17 protein-coding genes are annotated in these 17,266 nt (G+C 62.2%); 11 read left to right on the forward strand and 6 right to left on the reverse strand.

The features are described 5' to 3' along the window. Positions 1 to 63 precede the first annotated feature (63 nt). Positions 64 to 528, forward strand: coding sequence for a cupin domain-containing protein (locus tag ASD07_RS03995; RefSeq protein ID WP_055925661.1), 465 nt, complete (start codon positions 64 to 66; stop codon positions 526 to 528). Here ASD07_RS03995 and ASD07_RS04000 read toward each other — a convergent pair. After that, the gene (locus tag ASD07_RS04000) at positions 485 to 1,273 is read right to left on the reverse strand and encodes a DUF72 domain-containing protein (protein ID WP_055925663.1); all 789 of its coding nucleotides are present in this window, start codon (positions 1,271 to 1,273) and stop codon (positions 485 to 487) included. The two genes, ASD07_RS03995 and ASD07_RS04000, sit on opposite strands and share 44 nt — an antisense overlap. A gap of 47 nt (positions 1,274 to 1,320) precedes the next feature. On the opposite strand from ASD07_RS04000, the gene ASD07_RS04005 reads away from it, so the two are divergent. The 10 genes from ASD07_RS04005 (at position 1,321) to ASD07_RS04050 (ending at position 10,929) form a co-directional block, all read left to right on the forward strand. Next, the gene (locus ASD07_RS04005; RefSeq protein ID WP_156397857.1) at positions 1,321 to 1,911 is read left to right on the forward strand and encodes a DUF1439 domain-containing protein; all 591 of its coding nucleotides are present in this window, start codon (positions 1,321 to 1,323) and stop codon (positions 1,909 to 1,911) included. A gap of 30 nt (positions 1,912 to 1,941) precedes the next feature. Further along, entirely contained in the window at positions 1,942 to 2,697 is a 756-nt protein-coding gene (locus tag ASD07_RS04010) for a hypothetical protein (RefSeq protein ID WP_055925669.1), read from the forward strand. 20 nt (positions 2,698 to 2,717) lie between these two features. Further along, the gene (locus ASD07_RS04015; RefSeq protein ID WP_055925672.1) at positions 2,718 to 3,101 is read left to right on the forward strand and encodes a hypothetical protein; all 384 of its coding nucleotides are present in this window, start codon (positions 2,718 to 2,720) and stop codon (positions 3,099 to 3,101) included. After that, entirely contained in the window at positions 3,098 to 3,766 is a 669-nt protein-coding gene (locus ASD07_RS04020) for a DinB family protein (RefSeq protein ID WP_082507114.1), read from the forward strand. Before ASD07_RS04015 ends, ASD07_RS04020 begins: the two co-directional genes overlap by 4 nt. 65 nt (positions 3,767 to 3,831) lie before the next feature. Further along, a complete protein-coding gene (locus ASD07_RS04025) occupies positions 3,832 to 6,318 on the forward strand; it encodes an adenosylcobalamin-dependent ribonucleoside-diphosphate reductase (RefSeq protein ID WP_055925675.1) in 2,487 nt (828 codons plus the stop codon). Between the two features lie 101 nt (positions 6,319 to 6,419). Beyond that, a complete protein-coding gene (locus ASD07_RS30640; protein WP_156397858.1) occupies positions 6,420 to 6,671 on the forward strand; it encodes a hypothetical protein in 252 nt (83 codons plus the stop codon). 91 nt (positions 6,672 to 6,762) lie between these two features. Then, entirely contained in the window at positions 6,763 to 9,033 is a 2,271-nt protein-coding gene (locus ASD07_RS04035) for a nitric-oxide reductase large subunit (RefSeq protein ID WP_055925681.1), read from the forward strand. Between the two features lie 3 nt (positions 9,034 to 9,036). Further along, the gene (locus tag ASD07_RS04040) at positions 9,037 to 9,432 is read left to right on the forward strand and encodes an Rrf2 family transcriptional regulator (RefSeq protein WP_055925684.1); all 396 of its coding nucleotides are present in this window, start codon (positions 9,037 to 9,039) and stop codon (positions 9,430 to 9,432) included. A 10-nt stretch (positions 9,433 to 9,442) separates the two neighbouring features. Then, positions 9,443 to 9,670, forward strand: a complete 228-nt coding sequence (locus tag ASD07_RS04045) for a DUF2249 domain-containing protein (RefSeq protein WP_055925687.1) — start codon at positions 9,443 to 9,445, stop codon at positions 9,668 to 9,670. Beyond that, complete coding sequence (locus ASD07_RS04050; RefSeq protein WP_055925690.1) at positions 9,670 to 10,929, forward strand: hypothetical protein; 1,260 nt, start codon at positions 9,670 to 9,672, stop codon at positions 10,927 to 10,929. The genes ASD07_RS04045 and ASD07_RS04050 overlap by 1 nt, the downstream gene beginning before the upstream one ends. Here ASD07_RS04050 and ASD07_RS04055 read toward each other — a convergent pair. From ASD07_RS04055 to ASD07_RS04075, 5 genes are all read right to left on the reverse strand, one after another. After that, positions 10,886 to 11,566, reverse strand: a complete 681-nt coding sequence (locus tag ASD07_RS04055) for a Crp/Fnr family transcriptional regulator (RefSeq protein WP_055925693.1) — start codon at positions 11,564 to 11,566, stop codon at positions 10,886 to 10,888. The two genes, ASD07_RS04050 and ASD07_RS04055, sit on opposite strands and share 44 nt — an antisense overlap. A gap of 80 nt (positions 11,567 to 11,646) precedes the next feature. After that, complete coding sequence (gene nirK / locus ASD07_RS04060) at positions 11,647 to 13,047, reverse strand: copper-containing nitrite reductase (RefSeq protein ID WP_082507115.1); 1,401 nt, start codon at positions 13,045 to 13,047, stop codon at positions 11,647 to 11,649. Between the two features lie 177 nt (positions 13,048 to 13,224). Then, positions 13,225 to 15,018: a class C beta-lactamase gene (gene ampC / locus ASD07_RS29910; protein ID WP_082507116.1), complete on the reverse strand. Its 1,794-nt coding sequence runs from the start codon at positions 15,016 to 15,018 to the stop codon at positions 13,225 to 13,227. Between the two features lie 13 nt (positions 15,019 to 15,031). Next, positions 15,032 to 16,792, reverse strand: a complete 1,761-nt coding sequence (gene blaOXA / locus ASD07_RS29915) for a class D beta-lactamase (protein ID WP_156397859.1) — start codon at positions 16,790 to 16,792, stop codon at positions 15,032 to 15,034. Next, positions 16,789 to 17,169: a BlaI/MecI/CopY family transcriptional regulator gene (locus tag ASD07_RS04075; RefSeq protein ID WP_055925697.1), complete on the reverse strand. Its 381-nt coding sequence runs from the start codon at positions 17,167 to 17,169 to the stop codon at positions 16,789 to 16,791. Before ASD07_RS04075 ends, blaOXA begins: the two co-directional genes overlap by 4 nt. Between the last annotated feature and the right edge of the window lie 97 nt (positions 17,170 to 17,266).

The raw sequence follows: 17,266 nt of genomic DNA on the forward strand, positions 1-17,266 counted from the left end.
AGTGGTATTTTTGCAATTGCGGACTATGATCAAGCGTGGAGTACCCCTTTTGAGGAGATTGCCATGTCCAGAATTACGCCTCGCGCCCTGGCTGCTGTCTTTGCCGCTGCTGCTTTTGGGTGCCTGATTCCTGTTTCTGCAATGCATCTTGGCGATGAGATGAAATGGGGCGATGGGCCGCCTACGCTGCCCAAGGGCGCCAAAGCCGCTGTGCTGCAGGGGGACCCGGGCAAGGCCGGTCCGTTTGTCATGCGATTGCACGCCCAGTCAGGCTATAAGGTGCCGCCGCATATGCATTCGATGATGGAGAACGTCACCGTGATCAAGGGCACGCTGATGCTGGGCATGGGGGACAAGATCGACGAGAAGGCGGCCAAGGCCCATCATGCGGGGGATTTTGTGGCGATTCCTGCCAAGACCAATCACTACGCGATCATGAAGGGCGAGACGATCGTGCAGATTCACGGCGAGGGGCCGTTCGACATCACGTATGTGAACCCGGATGATGATCCGATGAAGAAAAAATAAGCATCTGGCGCAGTTGCGCCGCCTGGCGGAGCTGGGTGCCGGACATTGTGTTGTCGAAGATGACCAGTGAACTGCCATCCTGGCCCCTGCGTTCGCACAGCCAGGAGGCAACTTGCGCCAGACGTTCCGGCTCGTAGACTGAGCGATAGATCTGCGGACTGCCGTGCAGGCGCACGTAGGTGGCGTTGATGTGCGTCGCCAGGAATGGCCCGGGTTCGCCTGCGGGCGGGTCGGCAATCACCCGGATCACTTCCGTTTCGCGCAGCAGCGCGGTGGCCTGGTCGCCAAACCATGAGCCGTGGCGCGCTTCGCAGGCTACAAGAACGTGTCCACGCTGATATGTGCGGCCTAAGCGTTCGCCGATGCCGGAGAAGAGGGCGCCGGCCGCCCTTGCGTCGAAACGCAGGCTTGGCGGCGTCTGCACGAGAACCCAGCCCAGCTTTTCGCCTAGCGCTCCGGCTTCCTCCACAAATCGGTCCAGGTCCGGGCCGATATCCTGCAAGCGCTTTTCGTGGGTGATGGACTTCGGCAGCTTGACGGCAAAGCGAAAGCCGGCAGGCACGCTGTCCGCCCATCGCGCGTAGGTTTCCGGCCGGTGCGGGCGATAGAAGGATGAGTTGATCTCGACAGCGCTAAAGACCGCTGCGTAGCGCGCCAGGTTGCTGCCAAAGCTCGCCGGTGGGAACAAGTCCGCGTCAGCGCTTGGCAAACCCCATCCAGCGATACCAATGGTTACAGGTTGCATAGGCGATCCCCGATATCATGGCTGCGACTATGACACAGGAGCCCCAAATGACCCCACACAGACGACTCGCCGTCCGCGCCATTGTTATCGCAGCTTTGGCCGCCGGCAGCGGCGCTACCTTGCTGCTATCCGGCTGCGCAAGTTTTGCGGGACCCCGTGACTACGAAGTGCCGCTGGCGCGCCTGCAACGGAATATCGACCAGCGCTTCCCGCTTGAACATCGTGCGCTGGCTGTATTCGAGTTGCGCCTGGAGCAGCCGCGGCTGTCCACATTGCCGAACGACCGTATTGCGCTGGGCGCGACGCTGTCGGTCTCGTCGCCGCTGATGCGCCAGCAGTACACCGGCAGCGTGTCGCTGTCGGGCCGCCTGAGTATTGACCAGGCGCGCAGCGCGGTGATGCTGGCCGACGCGCGCCTGGAAGACTTCACGCTCGATGGCGTGGATGAGCGCACCCAGCGGCAGGTGGCCGGGGCCGCCCGCCTGCTGGCCGATAACCTGGCGCGCGACACGCCAATCTATACCTGGCGTCCCGATGAGCTGCGTTATGCCGGCGTGCAGTTCGTGCCGACCGCGATCCGTACCTCAGCAAGCGGCCTGAGCATTCACCTGGAACCCTTGCGCGATGGTCGTCTATAATCGAAACTTCAACTATCAGGAGTAAGTGAAATGCCGATTTTCGGGCTGGGTCTGCACATTTTGGTCGCCATATTTTTCGCCGTGCACGCAGTGCGTCGCGGGCGGGAGCTGTATTGGCTGCTGATCCTGTTCTCTTTCCCACTGCTGGGCAGCCTGGTGTACTTCTTCGCGGTCTATATGCCGAGCTCGCGCCTAGAGCACGGTGCGCGCAAAGTCGTCTTCGCCGCCGGCAAGATGCTTGATCCCGGCCGTGAGTTGCGTGAAGCGCGCGATGCTTTCAATTTCACCCCCACTGCGCAGAACCAGATGCGCCTTGCCTCGGCGCTGCTGGAGGCCGGCGAGGCGGCGGAAGCGGCTACCACCTATGAGGCCTGCCTGCAGGGCGCCTTTGGCTCGGACCTGGAGATCCGCCTTGGCGCAGCGCGCGCCAACCTGGCCGTGGGTGCGCATGGCAAGGCGATCGAGCACCTGGAATTCATCCGCCGCACGGATGCGAATTACCGCGCCGAGCAGTGCAGCCTGCTGCTGGCGAAGGCCTTTGCTGCGGCTGGCCGTAACGACGAAGCCCGCGCGGAGTTTGAAAACACAGTGAATCGTTTCGGCAGTTTTGATGCGCGCGCGGAGTTTGCGATCTGGGCGGCGGGCGTGCGCGAGTACCAGCTTGCCCAGCGCCTGCAGAGCGAGCTGCAACATACGATGGACCGCTGGAACCGGCATACGGCCTCGCTGAACGAGGCCACGGTGCGGCGTTTGAAAACAGCTTTCGCGCAAGTGCCGCGTAGCTGAGTAGTGAAGGGAGCATCGGAATGCATAGCCCGGTCCTGATGTTCCAGTCGTCCCGCTTCGAGATCGTAGCGGATGAAGACAAGCTGACCAATCCCGGTATTTTTGGCTTGCGCCTGGCAGAGTGGATGGCGAATGAGCTGCCCACACATGGCTATCACGCATCGGGCGGGGTGATTCCCGAGGATTTCGCCTGGTGCGTGCCGGTGGAAGCTGATGATTGCGAGTTGTACGTGGCGTGCACCAGCGCGGAACAAGGCTGGCAGGCGTACGTCTTCGCCGATTGCGGCTTGATGGAACGTCTTGCCGGACGCGACCCCCGCGCGGCCGCGGTGGCCGAACTGTACACCGCGGTGCGCTCGATTCTTGAAGATGCTCCGGGCATCGCCTGCTTGCACATCCAATGACACAAGAAGTAACAGCAGAGGCCGTGTCACACCATGGGGTCACACCCCAAAGGGGACACGAGCTGGGCAGTAACCGGCTGTCGCGGCATTTCCTGACGGAGGCTTATAACAATGGCTGGGCTAACCACCGGCTGTTGAGGGCTTGTGCGCAGTTGTCGCACGCCGACTTCGTGGCACCGCGCACGGGCTTTTTTCCCTCGATCAAGGCTACGCTTAATCACATCCTTACTGTCGACTGGTTTTATATCGATGCGCTGGAGCGGGAGGCTCGCGGGGCTCCGCCGCATCCCGATTATCGCGGCGCATTCTTTGCGGTGGAGGAACCGTTCGATACCTGTGCGGCGCTGTGGGCGGCGCAGCGCGCATCTGACGACCGCCTGATCGCGTATTGCAAGGCTTTGCGGGACGACGACCTGGGCCGGGTCGTGGTCATCGATCGCGGCGAGGGCGAATTCCAGCGCGATGCGCGCCAGCGCCTGCTGGCCCATATCTTCGGGCACCAGATCCATCATCGGGGGCAGGTGCATGCGATGCTGTCTGCCACGCCGGTCGCACCGCCGCAGCTGGATGAATTCTTCGCGGCAGGCGAGGCGACGCTGCGGGCGCAGGATTTCAAGGAATTGGGCTGGAAGGAAGAGGATATCTGGCCGCCAAACTTATCCTGAATCAAGGATTTTGCCCCGGCATTCGTGGATAGTCAGGCTCAGTTTTAACCTGAGCAGGACTATTCATGAATGCAAACGAAAAAATGTTCGGCAACCCTATGCCGCCCCAGGAAATCTCGCTGGACGTGCTGCGCGAAAAATACGCGAAGGGGGATGAACAGGACATCATCGACGTCCGCCGCCGCGTAGCGCGCGCCCTGGCCGCGCTGGAGGCGCCGGAGCTGCGCGAAGAGCTTGAAGAAAAATTCCTGTGGGCGCAGGAGCATGGCTTCGTGCCCGCTGGACGTATCAATTCCGCCGTCGGCCTGGGATTGAAGGCTACCTTGATGAACTGCTTCGTGCAGCCGGTGGGCGATTCGGTGACCGGTGAGGACGATGGCCTGCCCGGCATCTATACCGCTGTGGCGGAAGCGGCGGAGACCATGCGCCGTGGCGGCGGCGTGGGCTACGATTTCAGTGCCATCCGGCCGGCTGGGGCCAAGGTGAAGGGCACGCGATCGCGCGCTTCGGGGCCGGTGTCGTACATGGAAGTGTTCGATGCTTCCTGCAAGACCGTGGAATCGGCGGGCGCGCGGCGCGGAGCGCAGATGGGTGTGCTGCGTATCGACCATCCGGATATCGAGCGCTTTATCGCTGCCAAGGATGACGGCGGCTTCCGCAACTTCAACCTGTCGATCGGCGTGACGGACGGCTTTATGCGTGCGCTGGCTTCGGATTCGGAGTTTGAGCTGGTGCATAAGGTCGAACCGGGCGATGAGGACCTGGCGGCAGGCGCGCGGCAGCGGGAGGATGGGCTTTGGGTCTATCGCCGCTTGCCGGCGCGCGAGCTGTGGGACAAGGTAATGACTTCCACCTACGACCACGCCGAACCGGGCGTGCTGTTCGTAGACCGCATCAATGCCGAGAACAACCTGTATTACTGCGAGACCCTGCGCGCGACCAACCCTTGCGGCGAGCAGCCGCTGCCCGGCTATGGCTGCTGCGACCTCGGTTCGCTGAACCTGACCTGCTTCGTGCAGAATCCGTTCACTGATCGCGCGTCCTTCAACTATGAGGCGATGCGCCACGTGGCTGGCATCGCGGTGCGTATGCTGGACCTGGCGCTGGATGCGACCCAGTGGCCGCTGCCGCAGCAGGCCGACGAGGGTGCGGCCAAGCGCCGCATCGGCCTGGGCTTCCTTGGCCTTGGCAGCGCGCTGGTGATGCTGGGCCTGCGCTACGACACCGAAAGCGGCCGTTCGATGGCGGCCAGCATCGCCGAGGCTTTGCGTGATGCGGCGTATGCCGCTTCGGTGGCGCTGGCGCAGGAGAAGGGCGCGTTTCCGTTCTTCGACAAGGAGCAGTACCTGGAAGGGGCCTTTGTGCGCCGCTTGCCGGATGCCTTGCGCGAGGCGATTGCCAGGCATGGCATCCGTAACTCGCACCTGTTGTCGATCGCGCCGACCGGCACCATTACGCTGGCGTTTGCGGACAATGCCTCCAATGGCATCGAGCCGGCGTTCTCCTGGGTCTACCAGCGCCGCAAGCGCATGCCGGATGGGTCATCGCGCTCTTACGAGGTAGCGGACCATGCGTGGCGCCTGTATCGCCATATGGGCTTCGATATGGGGCAGTTGCCGCCGCAGTTCGTCACGGCGCTGGATATGGCTGCATTGGATCATGTGAGCATGATGGAGGCGGTGCAGCCTTTCGTTGATACGGCGATTTCGAAGACCGTGAATGTACCTGAAGACTATCCGTACGAGGATTTCAAGGAGCTGTATACCGAGGCCTGGGTGGCGGGGCTGAAGGGTCTGGCGACCTTCCGTCCGAATACGGTGACGGGCAGCGTGCTGAGTGTGGCGCCGGAGCCGGCGGCGGTTTCGGCGGCAGCTGCTGCTGCCGCCGCTGCGCCGGCGTTGCGGGATGATGATCCCCTGCGCAAGCGCTTTGATGGACGTCCGCTGGGCGAGCTGGAGTCGGTGACCTCCAAGGTTGAATACTGGACGCAGGAGGGCAAGAAGTCGGCTTACCTGACGGTGAGCTTCATTACGGTGGATGGCACGCTGGATGGGGCGCCGGTGCGGATTGAGCGGCCGTTTGAGTTCTTCATGCCGGCAAACCAGCGCAGTGACGGGCAGCAGTGGATTACTTCGTCCATGCGGCTGCTGTCGATGGCGGCGCGGGCGGGGAGTTCGATTGCCAAGGCGCTGGCTGATATGCGGGAGGTGGCTTGGGAGAAGGGACCGGTGCGCTGCGGGCTGCTGACGCGCGAGGATGGGGTGCAGGTGCCGGTTTACCACGATTCGGAGGTGGCCGCGATTGCGTTTACCTTGCAGCGGATTCTGATACGGCGCGGGTTCCTAGATGCGTATGGAAACCAGGTACCGGTGCCGCAGCTGGCGGTGCTGTGTGCGTCGACAGCGCATGCGGCGCCGGAGGCGATGACGGCGGGAGGGGCGGCTCCTGCCCAGTCGGCGGGCAAGTGCCCGGAGTGCGGGGCCAGGGCGCTGCATAAGGTCGATGGCTGCACGCGGTGCGTCGAATGCCACTACATGGGGGGCTGCGGATAACTAAATCGGGGCGGCATTGGCTTCCCTTGACTTGCGTTAAGGACGCCAATTTTGCCCCTCCATAAACTTCCTCCCATACCAACCCCGAGGAGGACTTACAAATGCATCATTCTTTCCAACTTGCTTCCATCCTGGACGCCGCCAACGTGACCCGCGTACTTGACCTGCTGCGCACCGCGCCCGGCATCCGCGGCGTACACGCCCCAGCCGGTGCTGCGCACGTTGAAGTCGCCTTCGATGACTCCCTGACCAGCGTCCACCAACTGGGCAAACTGCTGGAAGAACACGGCTACCCACCTGTGGCGCCGCAACAGCGCAGCCAAACTTGCTGCGGCGGTTGCGGCGGTCATTAAACAAGACTTGACCTGGATCATGTGAGCTGCCCCAGTGGCGGCTGTATTCTGGCCAAAAACATACATTTGAAACACCACAAAAGGAGCTATCATGCACGCCACTAAGAAGTTATGGACGTGGCTCGCCATTATCTGCCTGCTATCGTTCTCGGTACTGGGCTGGGTGGGCCGCGAAATTTACCTGAAAGCGCCTCCAATAGCGCAAGTCGTCGACGACACCGGGGCGGTGCTGTACACCGCTGACCAGGTCAAATACGGCCAGAGCGCCTGGCTGTCCGCTGGCGGCCAGCAACTGGGCACCGTATGGGGCCACGGCTCCTACCTGGCGCCTGACTGGTCGGCCGACTGGCTGCACCGCGAAGCAGTCGCACTGCAAGACCTGTTCGCACGCAAGAACTTCAGCAAGGACTACGCCCAGCTCGAAGCCGGCGCAAAAGCCCACGTTGATGCACTGGTGAAGGGCGAGCTGCGCACCAACACCTACAACGCTGAAGCCAATGAAGTGAAGCTGTCGGCTATCCGCGCTGAAGCAGTGCGCACCGTAGCAAACCACTATACTGGCCTGTTCGGCAACGCCGAGCAGTACGACAAGCTGCGCGAACAGTATGCAATGGCGCCTAACACGCTGCCGGAAGCCACCGACCGCACTGCGCTGACCGGTTTCTTCTTCTGGTCTTCGTGGGCTGCGGCCGCCGACCGTCCAGGCGAAGTTGGCCTGAGCTACACCAGCAACTGGCCGCATGAACCGCTGATCGACAACACCCCGACCGCCGGCGCCGGCATCTGGTCGATCGCTTCGATCATCCTGATGATCGGCGCTATCGCCGGCATGCTGTTCTACCACGGCATGCACAAGGAAGAAGACGATCCTGTGCCGCCGAAGAACGATCCGCTGTTCAGCATGAAGGCTACGCCTTCGATGAAGGCCACCAAGAAGTACTTCCTGGTCGTGATCGGCCTGATCCTGGCGCAAGTCGGCATGGGCGTGATCACCGCGCACTTTGCGGTCGAAGGTTCAAGCTTCTTCGGTATCCCGCTGGCGAATGTGCTGCCGTTCACCGTCAGCCGCACCATCCACACCCAGTTCGCCGTGCTGTGGATCGCGACTGCCTGGCTGGCTACCGGCCTGTATATCGCTCCTGCGATCTCGGGCGCGGAACCGAAGTTCCAGAAGCTGGGCACCGACGTACTGTTCTACGCGCTGCTGTTCATCGTGGTGGGTTCGACTGCAACCGGCTGGCTGGGCACCCTGCAACACAGGGGCGTTGACTTCTCGTTCTGGCTGGGCAACCAGGGCCTCGAGTTCACCTCGATGGGCCGTGTATGGCAAATCCTGCTGTTCGTCGGCTTGCTGTTCTGGGCCTTCCTGCTCGGCCGCGGCCTGTGGCCGGCACTGAAGAAACCATCGGAAAGCCGCGGCATCATTGCCATGGTGTTCCTGGCTGCACTGTGCATCGGCGGCTTCTACGCTACTTCCCTGACCTGGGGCAAGGGCACCCACTACTCGATGATCGAGTACTGGCGCTGGTGGCTGGTCCACCTGTGGGTGGAAGGCTTCTTCGAAGTGTTCGCAACCGCTGTCATCGCACTGCTGTTCACCCGCCTGGGCCTGATCCGCGCTGCTTCGGCAAATAGCGCCATCATCCTGGAAACCATCGTGTTCCTGTTCGGCGGCATCCTGGGCACCTTGCACCACCTGTACTTCACCGGTACGCCTACTTCGGTGATCGCTATCGGCGCCATGTTCTCGGCCCTGGAAGTGGTTCCGCTGTCGCTGATCGGCATTGAGGCCTACCGCAACTACAAGCGTTCGCAGTCGGCGCCATGGCTGGCCTCTTACAAATGGGCCATCCTGTGCTTCATCGCCGTGGGCTTCTGGAATACCGTGGGCGCTGGCCTGCTGGGCTTCTCGATCAACACCCCGATCGCGCTGTACTACATGCAAGGCCTGAACATGACCGCTGCACACGGCCACGCTGCGCTGTTTGGTGTGTACGGCATGCTGGGTATCGGCCTGATGCTGTTCTGCCTGCGCGGCCTGGTTGACCGCTTCGCATGGTCGGACAAGCTGCTGGCATCGATGTTCTGGTTCCTGAATATCGGCTTGGCCATGATGGTGTTCATCTCGCTGGTTCCTGCCGGTATCTACCAGGCTGCCGCTGCCATCACCAAGGGCATGTGGTATGCCCGTTCGCCTGAGGTGGTGCACTCCACCTTCATGGAAACCGCGGTCTGGCTGCGTGTTCCTGGCGATATCGTGTTCGCGATTGGCTGCCTGTTCCTCGCCCTGTTCGCCCTGCGCCTGATCGGCAAGGCGAAGAAGGAAGAGACCGTGGCAGAAGGCGTGGCGCTGGAGAACTAAGCAATGCGCCTCACGGGCCACACCGACTATGCCTTGCGCCTGCTGATGTACCTGGGCCGGCAGCAGGGCAGGCTGGTGACCGTGCAGGAGATCGCCAAGGCACACGGCATCTCCGAACATCACCTGCGCAAGGTGGCGCACCGGCTCGGCCAGGCCGGGCTGGTGGCCACCTGGCGCGGACGGGCCGGTGGCCTGCGCCTGGCGCAGCCGCCGGCTTCGATTTCGGTGGGCGCCGTAGTGCGCCTGGCCGAAGCCGACTTCACGATCGTTGAATGTTTTAATGCCACGCGCAATACCTGCCAGCTGGCCGGCGCCTGCCGCCTGCAGGCGGGATTGCACAGGGCGACCGAGGCTTACCTCGGTCATCTCGACCGCCAGACCCTGGCGGACCTCATCTGAAGGAACCATCATGAGTGCGCCTGAAATTTTGCTGGAGCTGTGCGGCATGGTGCCGCCTGAACCGATGGAGCGCGTATTGGAAGCGCTCGACCTGCTGCAACCTGGCCAGCATATCCGCATGGTCATCGACCGCGAGCCGGTTCCCCTCTACCGCATCCTCGAGAAGAACGGCTACCGCCACGCTACGTCGATGCGCGAAGACTATATCTACGAAATCCTGATTACCCACGCCGACTGATGCAACGCAAGCTGGCTTTCGAGCATACGCCCGGGCTGGCGCTGCCGCTGCGATTCCTGCTGGCGGCGCCGTGGTTCGGGGCATTGGCCGGACTGCTGCTGGTGTGGCAGGGCGCCGAAGCGATGAGCACGCGCTGGGCGCCGGCCACCTTGGCTGTGACCCATTTGCTGACCCTCGGTTTCCTTGGCATGGCCATGGCAGGTTCGCTGCTGCAGATGGTGCCGGTGGTTGCCGGCGTCGAGCTGCACTGGGCGCGCCGGCTCAGCCCCGTGATCTGGGGCGCCCTGGCCGGCGGCGCACTGCTGCTGGCGGCGGGCTTCCTGCATGGCTTGCCGTGGTGCCTGCGCGCGGCCGGCATCCTGCTGGTTGGCGCGTTTATCCTTCTTGTTGCCGTGCTGGCGCGGGCGCTGTCGCAGCGCTCCGCGCCGAACGCGCTTCCCGTCGTCGCCGGCATGCGCCAGGCCGTGCTGGCGCTGGCCTGCGCCGTGACGATCGGCGTGGCGCTGGCGGCTTTCCTGGTTGGCGCGGTGCGCCTGCGCGTGATGGAGTGGACCAATGTGCATGCCGCCTGGGCCCTGGTGGGCTGGGTCGGCGTGCTGGTGGTGTCGGTGGTGTTCCAGGTGGTGCCGATGTTCCAGTCCACCCAATTATTCCCGCGCCAACTGGCCTTCACGCTGCCGCCGCTATGCCTTGGCGGGCTGGTGCTGTGGACCGTCGGCTACCTGCTTAACCAGCCGTGGCAATGGATCGGGGCGGGCCTGGTGAGCGTTTGCCTGGGCCTGTTCGCGGTCTATACGCTGGTGCTGCTGTTCCGCCGCAAGCGCGCGGCCGATGTGTCGACCTGGTACTGGTGGCTGTCGCTTGGCTCGCTGCTGGCCAGCGTTGCCGTGTTCCTTTGCCCGCGCGGCATAGACAAAGCGCTGGTGCTTGGCGTGCTGTTTATTGTCGGCTTTGCCATGTCGGCGGTGAACGGCATGCTGTACAAGATCGTGCCGTTCCTGTTGTGGTATCACGGGCAGCACGCCGGCTGCGATGTGCCGGGCGTGCGCCAGCTGATGCCGGAGAGCGAACCGCGCGTGCAATTCGCCTGGCATGCCGCCAGCGTGGTGCTGCTGCTTGCCGCTGCCATCGCACCCGGCTGGCTTGCCCAGGCGGCAGGTGGGGTATTGGCAGTTGCCTGCATGCGCCTGGGCTTCGACCTGGCGCTGGCTGCGATCAGCCTTCGTAAGCTCGCAAACGAGCAGAATCAAGAATCTTGATCTGGCGGCCGTTCACGGCAATCATGCCCTGGTCGGCCAGCTCGTGCAGCACGCGCGAGAAGTATTCCGGCGTCAGGTTCAGGCGCGAGGCCAGCAGCTTCTTGCTGACGGCCAGCGTGATCTCGGAACCATCCCCCGCATCGTCATCCTTCAACAGATAGCCAATAATGCGCTGGCTGCCTGAGCGCAGCGAGTAGGCTTCCACGTCCGAAATCAGGCCATGCAAGCGGCGGCTCATGCCCGCCAGCATGCGGCGGGCGAACTGCGCATTGCGCGCCAGTTCGGCGAATACGGTGTGTTTGGAGATGTGCAGCAGCATGCAGTCGCTGACAGCGTGGGCGGTGACGATGTAGGGCTTTTCCATGAACATCAGCGCTTCGCCGAAGCTGTGCCCCGGGCCGATGATCTCGACGATCTTCTCGTTGCCCTGGGCGGAAAGGAAGCTGAGTTTGACCTGGCCGAATATGACCATGTGGAAGCCGATGCATGGATCGCCGCGCTGGAAGACTGCGCTGCCGCGCGGGATGTGGTGTTCGGTGGTGCCGGCAGCCACCAGCGTCAGCTCCTCCGGCGACAGGTCTGCGAACAGGGGCAGTCGCTTGAGGAACTCGCGGTGGTCGATTTTGGGGCTTGGCATGTGGTTCTCCTGAAATGGCAAAAGGACCCGCTGGGCGGGTCCTGTCCTGGTTAAGGTAATGTCGGTTCTAATCCTGAAGATCAGTGGCCCGAGTCACCGTCAGGCTTGCTGCTGGTCCGGAAGACTTCCGGATTCTCCTTGCCGGTCACGTAGAGGAAGCCGACCAGGCCTTTCTCCATCCGCGACAGGGCGTGGTCGACCAGGATGAAGCGTCCTGGCACCTCGGTCTTGAACTCGACCATCGTTGCGCCGCCGGGAGCCACGGTCGTGGTCTGCACGTTTTGCAGCGGAGGCGAAGTCAGGTCGCCCAGGTTGTAGACGCGGTCGAACACTTCACCGATCACGTGGAAGCTGGAGGTTGCGTTAGGACCGCCGACACCGAAGAAGATGCGGACGGTTTCGCCGACCTTGGCTTCCATGCGGTGGGTTTTGGTCAACGCATCGTGGGTGCCGTTGAACATCAGGTGTTCCGGTTGTTCGGCCAGCAGTTTGTCCAGCGAGAATTCGGCTTCACCTGGAGTGCCGTGTTTCTGCGCGGTGTACAGCTCGCCCTGCATCACGTAGAACTCCTTGTCGACCTTCGGCAGGCCGCCTTCCGGTTCCACCAGGATCATGCCGTACATGCCGTTGGAGATGTGCTGGGCCACCATCGGGGTAGCGCAGTGGTACACGTACAGGCCCGGGTTGAGGGCCTTGAAGGTGAAGCTCTTGGTGCTGCCTGGAGCCGCCTGTGTCACCGCAGCGCCGCCGCCTGGTCCGGTCACGGCATGGAAGTCGACCGAGTGGATCATATGGCTGTCCTTGGCGTTGGACATGTCGACATTCACGGTATCGCCCACACGGACGCGGATGAACGGGCCTGGAACCTTGCTGTTGAAGGTCCAGTATTTGTAGGTGGTGCCATCCATCATCTGGCCGAGCACCTCGGTGGTGTCCAGCTTCACGTTGACAGTTTGCGGGCCGCGTTTGCCGACAGGCGTGCCCACTTCCGCTGGGCTGCGCGAAACGTCGGCACCTTTTGGTGCTGCTTTGAGTTCGCCTTCGCCAACGATGATCTTGCCGATCATGCCTGCAGCCACGTGGCCTGGCAGGGAGCAGATGTAAGTGAATTCGCCTTTCTTGTCAGCCTTGAACACGATGGCGGTCGATGCGCCTTTGTCTTTCAGCTGGTTCGACTTGACTTTGAAGTCAGGCACCGAGATGTCGTGGGTTGCGCCATCGCCGTTGACCAGGTTGATCTGCACCACAGCACCTTCCGGCACGCGCAAGGTCGGATTGGCCTTGCCCTTGGATTCGCCGGCGTCGCTGACGAAAACCAGCTTACCGTCTGCGATATCGGTGTGCAGGGTAAAGGTCACGTCGGGACGATATTGGACTGCAGTGCTGCCGCCGTGCTGGCCATGTTGTGCATAAGCTGGCGCCAAGGTTGCTGCGCCGATCACCAGTGCAGCGATGGCTTTGGACATCAGGGTCGGTTTCATTTTCTTCTCACAGGTTTGTCCGGCACGGGATTGCGCCGTTTGACAAGCAAATCTTATGTTTTACATGCATGTTATTGAATTGACGCAGGTCAAAAATTTGGAAAGAACTGCGTATTCTCAATGCAAGTCAGTTATTTTTGATCTAGATCAAGCCGTGAGAAGACCCCGCGCCACACCCTATGGCGCCAATTGCTGGAGAATCGTGTAGGCCGCCTTGATGCGGTCCTCGTTCGGATAGGTGGAATTTGCCAACATGACAATGCCGATCTTCTTTTTCGGCACGAAAACCGCATAGGCGCCGAAGCCTCCCGTGGAGCCGGTTTTGTGGAACAGGGTGGCGCCGCCTGCCGCGCCGCGCGCGTCGAGCCGTTTGGCCGCAACCAGTTCGCGAGTCATCGACGGGGCGCTGCCGCTTTGCAGGCGCTCCAGTGAGACAGGATAGGGGTACTGTTCCCAGCCAAGGCCTTGTACCAGTGGGCCGGCTTCAAAATAAGGCACGTGGGTTGCCGCGACGGCGCGTCGCATGGACGGCTCCAGGCGGCCCGGATCGATATTCGCCTGCACGAAGCGCAGCAGGTCTGCGCTGCTGGTTTTGACGCCGTAAGCCTCTGCGTCAAAGGGGCCGGGATTCACACGGACTTGCAGGTCGCCCTTGTAGCCCCAGGCGTAGTTCGCCATCGCGTGCTCCGGCACATCTTCGTAGGTGTTGTTCATGCCGAAGCGGGGGAAGATCTCGGACACCATCGCAGTCGCGAAATCCTTTCGTAGCGCAGCTGCGGCGGCGTGTCCAAGCAAGCCAATGCTGGGGTTCGAGTAACGGCGTTTGGCACCCGGCGCTGCGTCCGCCTTCCATGCGCGGAAGAAGGCCATTTCCCGGCCCTCGCGTACATCGTCAGGGAATTGCAGCTTAAGCCCGCCGGCAGTGTAGGTACCGAGATGGAGCAGGGTGGCTTTGTCGATTTCGCTGCCTTTGAGTTGCGGCAGGAAGCGCGAAGGATGTGCGTCCAGCGACAGCTTGCCTTGCGCCTGCGCCCAGGTGGCCAGGGTGGCGGTCATGGCCTTGCTGACCGAGCCGATTTCGAACAGTGTGTTCTTGCTGACAGGCGCATTGGTTTCGCGCGAGGCGATGCCGTAGTTGAAGTAGTAGGGCTTGCCGTCCAGCGTGACGGCGACCGCCATACCGGGCATCCCATGCTCTGCCATCAACGGACGAATCGCGCCATCAACAGCGGAGCGCACTTTCAGCCCGCGCAGGAAGCTCTCGCGCACCTCCATGCCATTACCATCGCCGACCTGGGCGAAGACGACGCGCTGGCCGCCGCGTTCAAGCCAGCCTACATACCAGCCCAGCTCTCGGCCGCCATCGCTGCCGCTGCCGGTCTTGCCGAAGACCTGCCAGCCGCCGACTTGCTCGGGCCATTTGACCAGCGTTCGAGCCATGTCGTAAGCATTCGGTTTGACGTCCAGGCCGCGGTTGACGACTCGACGCAGGAAAGCGATTTGCTCGTCCGGCGAAATGCGCAGCGAAGAGCCGAGCCAGGATTCCGACAGGCCGTTGTTCTTGCCTGGATCTCCGCTGACATCCGCATTGCCATAGTCGAAACGCTTGACGTAGCTTGCGAAGCGCTCCTCGCCCAGTTGCAGCGTGACTTGCTGGGAATACCAGACGACCGACTCCTTCATCCACGAACTCGGATCGTGCGATTGCCGCCATACGGGACGCCAATCCACGTAGCCTTGCTTGAAGGGGAGCACGGGGGCATGCTCGTCCCACAGCACGCCCGCATCGTAGCCCATCAGCGCGAGCGGCAGCTTGAAGGTCGACATCGGCGGCAGGCGTTTATCGCACACGCCATCGTGCGCCAGCCACTTGCCGCTGGCCGCATCGGCCATAGCCAGGCAATGCTCTGCAGAATACGCGAGCAAAGGGAGGCCCAGCCCTGCAAGCAGGGCGAAGATTTTGCGTTTCATTTTTTTTCTCGGTTTAGAGTTTTGCGAGTTGCGCGGGGAGTTCGCGCAGGAAGGCTTCTTTGGTGCGCGGGCCCGCAGCACCTTCGATCAAAGTCTCGTCCTGGGCCAGGCGCGCGAACACGATGGTGCGCTGGCCATTGGTCGCCCAGCCTACGAACCAGCCGTAGGACCGGGAGTAGTCGTCCTTGCCGTCCGGGCCGACGGGGGCACCGGTACCGGTTTTGCCGAAGACTTGCCATCCGTTCGGCAGGTCTTTCACTTTCAGCAGTTGCGCGGTCTGCTCGTGCGCATACAGCGAAACCGGGAGCTCTTTGCGCACCAGCCGGCGCAGGAAGGTTGTCTGCTCGTCGGGCGAAATCTGCATCGAAGAACCGACCCACGACCAGGTCAGGCCGTTGTCTTTGCTCTTGTCTCCGCCGATGTCGCGGTTACCGTAGCCGAAGCCCTGCACATAACGCTCGAATCGCTCGCGGCCAATATGCTGCGTCACCTGCTGGGCGTACCAGACGGCCGAATGGCTGATCCACTGGCTCGGATCCATATCGCGGCGCCACTGCTTGTTCCAGGCCTGATAGCTCTCCCGATAAGGCAGCAGCGGCGCATGCTGGTCTTTCAGGAAGCCGCTGTCAAAGCCCATCAGGCTGACGGCAATGTTGAAGGTCGATACCGGTGTAATGCGCGCAGTGCAATCGCCTTCGCGCAGCAGCGGCTTGCCGCTGGCGGCATCGACAAAGGTCGTGCAATTCAGTGCTGCGACCGATTGCGCAGAAGGCGAAACGCTCCATGCCAATGCCGGTTGCAGCGCGAAATTGCCGCCGACGATAGCGAGCAGCGCCGCAGCTGTCGCAGCACGCGCCCACATTGCGCGGCGCGAATTGGCAGGCGTTCGGATCAGCGACACGCGCTCCGTCAGCGTGTTCGCATCGATGTTGCCAAATGCCAGCGCGCCTTGCGGTGTAAGATGCTGCAGCTTGAGCTGAGCCAACAGCGCGGCTGCATAGGCTTTGCGCTGCGATGCCGGGCGCCCACGCAGCACGTCGCGATCGCAGCCAAGTTCCTGCGCCCAGGTCAGGTTGGCGCGCAGCAGGCGCATGAAGGGATTGAACCACAACAGCGTTTGCAGCAGCATGCCGGCGGCCATCCAATGCAGGTCATGGCGGCGCAGGTGGGTCATCTCATGTTCGACAATCATTTCGCGCTGCAGCTTATCGAAACCGACCAAATGGCGCGGCAGCAGCAGGCGAGGGCGGAAAAGGCCATGCAGCATCGGAGAAATCGGCGCATCCACTTCAATGATGTCGGCATCGCCAGCGCTCGCAACATCGCCGGTTTGCGCCAGGCGATTCAGCATGCGCTGCGCGCGCCAAACGGTGGCTGTCGACCAGGCCAGCCCGAGCAGGTACACGCACAGCCACAATTGCGCGCCATGCAGCATCCAGACACGCGAACCGGCAGAATCACCTGCATCGCGCGCCTCTTCGGCAGTTGTAATAGGCAGGGCCGGGGCCTTTGGCGCCGCAATATAGTGGGTGACCGTTTCAGTGGCCGCTTCAAGTGGAGGAATCAGGCGCACACGTTCGCTGTGCGGCAGCAGCATCAATGTAAAAGTCGCCAGCACGGCCAACTGGCCAAGCAGCCATAGGGATCGTTGCGCTGCCAGAGCGGGCAAAAAGCGCCGGAGCAGGGCGCTTAGAGCCCACACGCTGAAGCCCGCGGCAAAGCAGCCAAGGCTCGCCAACAGGAAGCGCATCAACAGCAAGTCGAAGTCGCTCACTTTACGTCGTCCTCATCGGGCCAGTCGGACAGCATTTGCTCGAGCTGTGCCAGTTCGCTGGCATCCACCAGCTTACTGCCGGCGAACATGTTCACCGGCAGCGGGGTGTCCAGCTCCATGATGCGCGTGCCGAAATCGCGGGCGTAAGCGGCCAGGGTTTCAACTTTATCCAGCAAGGCCTCATAGACCTGCACGCCATGGCGGACGTGCTGCACAATCATTTGTTTCTCCATCATGCGCTCGACTGTCTTGCGCGTGGACGAGAACGACCATGCCAGTTCATCCTCCACCGACTCGTGGATTTCGCGTGCGCTCAGAGGCGCCTGGCGCCAGAGAGCTTTCAGGACGCAGAGTTCGGGAGTAGATGGAATCAGCATGGACTTACGAAGTTTGTGACGATGTGCGACAGTATGCGACAGTTGTCACAATGATGTCAAGCGAGTGGCGTTGCAAATTAATCAATTGATTGTAGGT

Origin of the sequence: Duganella sp. Root336D2, assembly GCF_001425005.1 — a bacterium.
Taxonomy (GTDB): domain Bacteria; phylum Pseudomonadota; class Gammaproteobacteria; order Burkholderiales; family Burkholderiaceae_D; genus Rugamonas.

Excerpts from the sequence above, each read along its gene's own strand:
- ASD07_RS03995 (WP_055925661.1), top strand. The coding sequence starts at position 64 with ATGTCCAGAATTACGCCTCGCGCCCTGGCTGCTGTCTTTGCCGCTGCT.
- ASD07_RS04000 (WP_055925663.1), bottom strand. The coding sequence starts at position 1,273 with ATGCAACCTGTAACCATTGGTATCGCTGGATGGGGTTTGCCAAGCGCT.
- ASD07_RS04005 (WP_156397857.1), top strand. The coding sequence starts at position 1,321 with ATGACCCCACACAGACGACTCGCCGTCCGCGCCATTGTTATCGCAGCT.
- ASD07_RS04010 (WP_055925669.1), top strand. The coding sequence starts at position 1,942 with ATGCCGATTTTCGGGCTGGGTCTGCACATTTTGGTCGCCATATTTTTC.
- ASD07_RS04015 (WP_055925672.1), top strand. The coding sequence starts at position 2,718 with ATGCATAGCCCGGTCCTGATGTTCCAGTCGTCCCGCTTCGAGATCGTA.
- ASD07_RS04020 (WP_082507114.1), top strand. The coding sequence starts at position 3,098 with ATGACACAAGAAGTAACAGCAGAGGCCGTGTCACACCATGGGGTCACA.
- ASD07_RS04025 (WP_055925675.1), top strand. The coding sequence starts at position 3,832 with ATGAATGCAAACGAAAAAATGTTCGGCAACCCTATGCCGCCCCAGGAA.
- ASD07_RS30640 (WP_156397858.1), top strand. The coding sequence starts at position 6,420 with ATGCATCATTCTTTCCAACTTGCTTCCATCCTGGACGCCGCCAACGTG.
- ASD07_RS04035 (WP_055925681.1), top strand. The coding sequence starts at position 6,763 with ATGCACGCCACTAAGAAGTTATGGACGTGGCTCGCCATTATCTGCCTG.
- ASD07_RS04040 (WP_055925684.1), top strand. The coding sequence starts at position 9,037 with ATGCGCCTCACGGGCCACACCGACTATGCCTTGCGCCTGCTGATGTAC.
- ASD07_RS04045 (WP_055925687.1), top strand. The coding sequence starts at position 9,443 with ATGAGTGCGCCTGAAATTTTGCTGGAGCTGTGCGGCATGGTGCCGCCT.
- ASD07_RS04050 (WP_055925690.1), top strand. The coding sequence starts at position 9,670 with ATGCAACGCAAGCTGGCTTTCGAGCATACGCCCGGGCTGGCGCTGCCG.
- ASD07_RS04055 (WP_055925693.1), bottom strand. The coding sequence starts at position 11,566 with ATGCCAAGCCCCAAAATCGACCACCGCGAGTTCCTCAAGCGACTGCCC.
- nirK (WP_082507115.1), bottom strand. The coding sequence starts at position 13,047 with ATGAAACCGACCCTGATGTCCAAAGCCATCGCTGCACTGGTGATCGGC.
- ampC (WP_082507116.1), bottom strand. The coding sequence starts at position 15,018 with ATGAAACGCAAAATCTTCGCCCTGCTTGCAGGGCTGGGCCTCCCTTTG.
- ASD07_RS04075 (WP_055925697.1), bottom strand. The coding sequence starts at position 17,169 with ATGCTGATTCCATCTACTCCCGAACTCTGCGTCCTGAAAGCTCTCTGG.